The sequence below is a fragment of the Nonomuraea cypriaca genome, from assembly GCF_015645445.1.
Classification (GTDB): domain Bacteria; phylum Actinomycetota; class Actinomycetes; order Streptosporangiales; family Streptosporangiaceae; genus Nonomuraea; species Nonomuraea cypriaca.
Window position 1 is genome coordinate 1 of sequence record NZ_JADOGI010000403.1, and the last position, 5,031, is coordinate 5,031.

At 73.3% G+C, this 5,031-nt stretch carries 3 protein-coding genes; 1 reads left to right on the forward strand and 2 read right to left on the reverse strand.

The window, feature by feature from the left end:
• Positions 1-865, forward strand: an 865-nt coding sequence (locus ITP53_RS53705; RefSeq protein WP_328818785.1) for a citrate/2-methylcitrate synthase, incomplete at its 5' end; no start/stop codon positions are given.
• An 83-nt stretch (positions 866-948) separates the two neighbouring features.
• Here ITP53_RS53705 and ITP53_RS53710 read toward each other — a convergent pair.
• Both ITP53_RS53710 and ITP53_RS60855 read right to left on the reverse strand, forming a co-directional pair.
• Positions 949-1,836, reverse strand: a complete 888-nt coding sequence (locus ITP53_RS53710; protein ID WP_195903195.1) for an NAD-dependent epimerase/dehydratase family protein — start codon at positions 1,834-1,836, stop codon at positions 949-951.
• Positions 1,837-2,303: 467 nt separating this feature from the next.
• Positions 2,304-4,832, reverse strand: coding sequence for an SbcC/MukB-like Walker B domain-containing protein (locus ITP53_RS60855; protein WP_328818787.1), 2,529 nt, complete (start codon positions 4,830-4,832; stop codon positions 2,304-2,306).
• Positions 4,833-5,031 lie beyond the last annotated feature (199 nt).

Genomic DNA, 5,031 nt, shown 5'->3' on the forward strand with positions numbered 1-5,031 from the left:
GTGGTGTGAGGCGGCGGCGTTGGGGGCGGCTGTCACCGCGCAGCGGGCGCTGCCCGAGGACCTCCTGCCGCTCGACCGTCTTCAGGTGATCACCACCGTCCTGGGGGCGTCCGACTCCCTGCGGTTCCAACTCGACCCCGCCTCGGTCTCCGCCACGGGCCGCCGCCTGATCGCCGGCCTGGTCGACGCCCTTCCCGTGCTCAGTGAACCCCAGGGCGAGTCGATCGCCGAACGCCTGTGGTCCCGCCTGTGCCCGCACCCGCCGTCCCCCGCCCTGCTCGACGCCGTACGTGCCGCGCTGGTCCTGCTCGCCGACCACGAGCTGGCCGCCTCCACGCTGGCGGCCAGGGTCGCCGCGTCCGCCAAGGCCGACCCGTACGCCGTCGTGCTGACCGGGCTCGGCGTGCTGGGCGGCCCGCTGCACGGCGGCGCGTCGTACGGCGCCGAGCGCCTGCTCGCCGAGATCACCGAGCCCGGCCAGGCCGCACGCGCGGTCGCCGAGCGGGTACGGCGCGGCGAGCGCATCCCGGGTTTCGGCCACAGCGTCTACAAGAACGGCGACGGCCGCGGCGCCTTCCTGCTCGACCTCGTCAAGGACGCCGCTCCCGGGCACGACCGGGTCGCCGCGGGCCTGGCCGTCCTGGAGGAGATGCGCCGCCGCCGGCTCCCCGACCGGAACATCGACTTCGCCCTCGCCACCCTCACCGCCGTCAGCGGGATGACCCGCGGCGCGGGCGAGGCCATCTTCGCCGTGGCAAGGGTGGCGGGGTGGCTGGCACACGCCATGGAGGAGTACGACCGAGGCACCCTCCTCCGCCTACGCGCCTCCTACACCGGCCCCCCAACCAGACCCCAGCCCACCTAGACCCAGCCAACCCAGACCCAGCCAACCCAGACCCAGCCGGCTCGGACCTGAGCAACCCGGAGCCGGCCGAGCCAGACCCTGGCTTAGCTTGCGGTTCGGCTGTGTCCGTTCTCGTCGAGGTAGTCGCGCCACGAACGCTTGGGATTCCAGCCGAGAAGCCGGTGTGCCTTCGCGCAGGAGATGCCGGAGGCGTCCGGGCGGGCCAGCGGACGCAGCTCGACCTGGTCGCCCAGGTACTGTCGCAGCATCGTGGCGAAGTCATGCCCGCCCGCGTTGTCCGGCGAGGCGATGTAGAACACCTCGTGACCGGGCAGAGCGGACTCGGTGGCCAGGACGATGGCGTCCGCGAGGTCGTACACGTCGATGTAGCTCCACAACCCCGCGCCGACCTCGGCGGCGTCGCGCACCTGGGGGCCGAGGTTGCGCTCGTAGTTGCCCTCCCACTGCACCCAGCTCGGCCGCAGCGAGATGCACCTGATGTCCGAGCGGCGCACCGCCGCGTCCATGAGCTGCTCGCCGAAATGCTTGGCCAGCGCGTACGGGTCCTGCGGCCGGATCGGGTGCTCCTCGTCGACCGGCGCGTAGTCGGGCAGGAACGGCCGCTCCGGGAAGAAGAACCCGGGGACGGTCTCGCTGGAGATGTTCACGAACCGGGATACACCCATGCGAACCGCGGCCTCGATCATGTTGAACGTCGCCATCAGGTTGTTCTGGAACACCACGTGCGGCGGGTTGGACGTGGGGTCGGGGATGGCGGCGGCGTGCACCACCGCTTCGGCCCCGCGTACCACGGCGAACGCCGCGCCGGCGTCGGTCAGATCGGCCTGCTGGTAGCGGGGCGTGCCGGGGTCGGGGCGTTCGAAGATCGGGCGGGTGACGTCGACGGCCGTCACCTCGTGACCCGCCGCAGCCAGGGCGTTGACGGCCGCCCGGCCCACCTTGCCGTGTGCTCCGGTGACAACGACGCGCATGACTGCTCCTTAGAAAGGTCCGATGAGGGGCAATCTAACGCGACACCACCCGCGAGTGGTGCTCAGGCCCGTGGGACGGGGCCGAGTCAGGCTGATCGGTGAGCGCGCGGCCTGTGAACGCGACCGCGCCCGTCCGCCGAGTCCAGGACCGACAGGACGGCCAGGGCCAGCCCGCACCACGTCGGCCATCGGCTTGCGACGAACCACAGCACACGGCCTGCCGGAGAGCGGGCCGTGTGCTGCGTTTCGGCGGGCGTGGAGGAGGTGATGTCGGTCATGACATCACGATTCCGCTCCAGGCGGCTGCGATCGAAATCCAGCGGCGAGAATGTCCTGAATCTTGGGATTCTCGTCTGATCCTGAGTTGGCGGTGGGACAGGGTGCCTTCCCGACCGAGGTCGGCGCGACCGCCAGGACGTCGGCGCGCTGGTTCGGGAAGGTGCGCCCATGGGCTCCTGCCCGTCGGCTCAGGCGACTCCCACCGCGGAGAGTGTGGAGCCGGTGCGGGTCTTGGTGACCTTGAGCTGGGCGGTGATCCGGGAACGGAGCTCGGCGACGTGACTGACGATGCCCACCGCACGACCGCCGTCACGGAGCCCGTCCAGAATGTCGAGCACACCGTCGAGCGTGTCCTCATCCAGAGTCCCGAAGCCCTCGTCCACGAACAGCGTGCCGATCTCCGCTCCGCCCGCCTCGGCCGTGACCACGTCGGCCAGCCCCAGCGCCAGGGCCAGGGACGTGACGAAGCTCTCCCCGCCGGACAGCGTCGCCGGGTCCCGGTCGGTCCCGGTCCAGCCGTCCGCCACGCGCAGGCCGAGCCCGCCGCCCGACCGCCCTCTGGACCCGGCCGTCTTCCGCAGGTCGTGCCGCAGCAGGTAACGCCCGCCCGACATGTGGTCGAGCCGTTCGTTGGCGGCGTCCACCACCTGCCGCAGCCGCTCCCCCAGCACGAACGACGCCAGGCTCATGTTCCACCGGTTGTCGCTCGACGTGCCGCTCGCCAGCGACGCCATCCGCTCGGCCAGCCCGTGCCGCTCCGCCGCCGGCCGCCACTGCTCGATGCGGGCCGACAGCTCGGTGTACAGCTCCTCCAGCCGCCGCGCCCGCGCCACGGCCCGGTCCCGTGCGCTCGCCAGACTCGTGTACGTCGCCTCCAGCCCGTCCCGCTCGGCCCCGATCGCGGCCAGGTCCGGCGCGGGCTCGGCGGCGGCAGCGGCCAGCGCGGGATCGGCCAGGGTGCTCGTGACGGCGGCGTGCTCGTCGTCCAGCCGCCGCAGCGCCTCCGCCTTCCGTTCCCGCTCCGCCGAGGTCCGGTAGGCGGCCTCGGCGTCCGCCACGTCCCCGAACCCCGCCTCCGCCGCCGCCTCCGAGGCCGCCTGCCTGGCCCGGTCCAGCTCGTCACGGGCGGCCACCTCCGCCTGCGTGGCCTCCAGCGCCTCCCGCAGCAACTCGGCCTCGTCGCCGAGCCTGGACAGGCGGGCTGCGAGCGTCGCGTCGCCGCCACGCGCGGCGTCGAGCCGCGCGCTGAGCCGCCCGGCGTCCCCACTCAACTCCTCATGCCTGGTACGGGACGCCGCCAGCCGCGCCGACACCCGCCGCGCCCGCTCCTCCGACTCCGCACGTTCCTTGTTGAGCCGGGCCGCCTCTCCCGCCAGCTCGGGCTCCCTGGCCGCCGACTCCTCCAGCCTCCGCAACTCACCCTCGGCCGCCGCCAGCACGACGCCCCCATCCAGCGTCCCCTCCCCCACACCGGCACCACCCCGCACAGGGCCTCCGCCTGTGGGAAGATCCGCCGCCGCAGCAGCGACCCGCGCCGGATCTCCATTTTCCGCCGCCTCGTCACTGGTGACGCCCATCGAGTGGCCGGCAGGGGTGTGGGCGGAGCCGGGATCGATGGGGTTCAGTGTCGGCAGGGCCGCTTGGAGGAGGCGGGTGTGCAGCCGGGCGCGTTCGGATTCGAGGTGGATTCGGTGGGTGCGGTGGGCGGCGAGGGCCTCGGCGATCTCCCTGGCCTGGTCGCGCACCCGTTCGCGTTCGGTTTCTATGCGGTCGAGCGCGCCGGACAGGGCGGGCTCCCGGTCGGCCACCGCCTGGAGGCGGGCCAGTTCTTCCTCAGCCCGCAGAACGTGCTCCTCGGCGGTCTCCACGTCCAGCCCGTCGGTGGCCGCCATCGCGTCGGTGTGGCGGGACTCGAGCGAGGCGAGGGCCCGTTCGGCGGCCTCGCGGTCGGCCAGGGCCGCTTCGTGGGCGCTCTCGGCCTCGTGCTCGTCGTCGGCGGAAGGAGCGCTGAGGGCGGGAGAGGCCGGATGCGGGTGGTGATCGGAGCCGCACACCGCGCACGGGCGGCCGTCCGTCAGGTCGCGGGCCAGCTCCGCCGCCATCCCGTCGATGCGGGCCTGGCGGAGGTCGAGCCATCGTTCGCGCAACGTCTGGGCGTGGTCGACGAGCACCTGGTGGGCGGCGACTGCCGTGTCCAGTTCGGCGGCCAGAGCCTCCCGGCGGTGCGTGGCCTCCAGCGCGGTCCTGGCGGCGTCCAGCCCTGCCACGGCCGCCGGGATGGCCGCCGCCTGCGCGCGTACGTCTGCCAGCGCCGCACTCGCGTCGGCGATCCGCCCCGGCAGCTCGGCATCGGCGGCAGACACCTCGGCCTCGCGTTCCGCCAGCGCGTCCAGCTCCACCGCCAGCCTGGCGAGCTCCTCGTCGACCTCGATCAGGTGAGCCGCCGCCTCGCGCACGGCCTGAGCCGCCGGGATCCTGGCGGCGTCCGTCCGCGCCTCGGCGAGCCTGCCCTCGGCCTCCTCGATGAGCCCTGGCAGCACGGCCAGCCGCGCGGCCACGGCCTCGTCCGCGCCGGCCAGCTCGGCCAGCTCCCCCTCCACCCGCAACAGATCACGCCGTACGACCGACAGCCTGGCCTCTTCTGTGAGCAGCTCCGACAACCGCGCGATCTCCGCCTGCCGCTGCCTCTCCAGCCCCGCCAGCTCCACCGCCGACACCCCGCGTCCCACCCACTGGTACGCGGCGGACCCCGCAACCGGTGCGAAGCCGGGTCCCATCACCGATGAAGAGGCAGGTTGCGTGGCCGGTACGGAGCCGGGACCCACCGCCGATGAAGAGGCAGATTGCGTGGCCGGTGGGGATTCGAGGTCCGTCCCCGCTCCCGTGGTGGCCGTTGGGCTCGTGGGCAGGAGGGGG

Bases quoted from the DNA above. Each gene is read 5' to 3' on its own strand.
- ITP53_RS53710 (WP_195903195.1), bottom strand. From the start codon at position 1,836: ATGCGCGTCGTTGTCACCGGAGCACACGGCAAGGTGGGCCGGGCGGCC.